The organism is Streptomyces sp. Y20 (assembly GCF_043195475.1).
In the GTDB taxonomy this organism is placed as follows: domain Bacteria; phylum Actinomycetota; class Actinomycetes; order Streptomycetales; family Streptomycetaceae; genus Streptomyces.
Genome location: NZ_JBIDDP010000030.1, coordinates 1 through 1856, shown reverse-complemented (window position 1 = coordinate 1856; position 1856 = coordinate 1). Strand labels below are relative to the sequence as shown.

1 rRNA gene is annotated in these 1856 nt (G+C 56.8%); it reads right to left on the bottom strand.

Annotated elements, in window-relative coordinates:
• Nucleotides 1-31: 31 nt before the first annotated feature.
• Nucleotides 32-1856 (bottom strand): 23S ribosomal RNA (locus ACGFT1_RS35690); the annotation flags it as partial.

The following is a 1856-nucleotide window of genomic DNA, read 5'->3' as shown; positions in this document are numbered from 1 at the left end:
CTCAGAACCAACACAGTGAACGCGAGCATCAATGGACAAGCCCTCGGCCTATTAGTACCGGTCACCTCCACACGTTACCGTGCTTCCAGATCCGGCCTATCAACCCAGTCGTCTACTGGGAGCCTTACCCCATCAAGTGGGTGGGAGTCCTCATCTCGAAGCAGGCTTCCCGCTTAGATGCTTTCAGCGGTTATCCCTCCCGAACGTAGCCAACCAGCCATGCCCTTGGCAGGACAACTGGCACACCAGAGGTTCGTCCGTCCCGGTCCTCTCGTACTAGGGACAGCCCTTCTCAAGACTCCTACGCGCACAGCGGATAGGGACCGAACTGTCTCACGACGTTCTAAACCCAGCTCGCGTACCGCTTTAATGGGCGAACAGCCCAACCCTTGGGACCGACTCCAGCCCCAGGATGCGACGAGCCGACATCGAGGTGCCAAACCATCCCGTCGATATGGACTCTTGGGGAAGATCAGCCTGTTATCCCCGGGGTACCTTTTATCCGTTGAGCGACGGCGCTTCCACAAGCCACCGCCGGATCACTAGTCCCGACTTTCGTCCCTGCTCGACCCGTCGGTCTCACAGTCAAGCTCCCTTGTGCACTTACACTCAACACCTGATTGCCAACCAGGCTGAGGGAACCTTTGGGCGCCTCCGTTACTCTTTAGGAGGCAACCGCCCCAGTTAAACTACCCATCAGACACTGTCCCTGATCCGGATCACGGACCCAGGTTAGACATCCAGCACGACCAGACTGGTATTTCAACGACGACTCCACAACCACTGGCGTGGCTGCTTCAAAGTCTCCCAGCTATCCTACACAAGCCGAACCGAACACCAATATCAAACTGTAGTAAAGGTCCCGGGGTCTTTCCGTCCTGCTGCGCGAAACGAGCATCTTTACTCGTAGTGCAATTTCACCGGGCCTATGGTTGAGACAGTCGAGAAGTCGTTACGCCATTCGTGCAGGTCGGAACTTACCCGACAAGGAATTTCGCTACCTTAGGATGGTTATAGTTACCACCGCCGTTTACTGGCGCTTAAGTTCTCAGCTTCGCCCACCCGAAAGTGAGCTAACCGGTCCCCTTAACGTTCCAGCACCGGGCAGGCGTCAGTCCGTATACATCGCCTTACGGCTTCGCACGGACCTGTGTTTTTAGTAAACAGTCGCTTCTCGCTGGTCTCTGCGGCCACCCCCAGCTCACGGAGTAAATCCGATCACCGGACATGGCCCCCCTTCTCCCGAAGTTACGGGGGCATTTTGCCGAGTTCCTTAACCATAGTTCACCCGAACGCCTCGGTATTCTCTACCTGACCACCTGAGTCGGTTTAGGGTACGGGCCGCCATGAAACTCGCTAGAGGCTTTTCTCGACAGCATAGGATCATCCACTTCACCACAATCGGCTCGGCATCAGGTCTCAGACTATGTGCTGCCCGGATTTACCTGGACAACGTCCTACACCCTTACCCCGGGACTACCACCGCCCGGGATGGACTACCTTCCTGCGTCACCCCATCACTCACCTACTAACCGCTTGGGCCGGCGGCTCCACCACTTTCCTTTCCCCGAAGGGTCCGGAACGGCTTCACGGCCTTAGCATCACGATGCTCGATGTTTGACGCTTCACAGCGGGTACCGGAATATCAACCGGTTATCCATCGACTACGCCTGTCGGCCTCGCCTTAGGTCCCGACTTACCCTGGGCAGATCAGCTTGACCCAGGAACCCTTAGTCAATCGGCGCAAACGTTTCTCACGTTTGTATCGCTACTCATGCCTGCATTCTCACTCGTGAACCGTCCACAACTCGCTTCCGCGGCTGCTTCACCCGGCACACGACGCTCCCCTACCCATC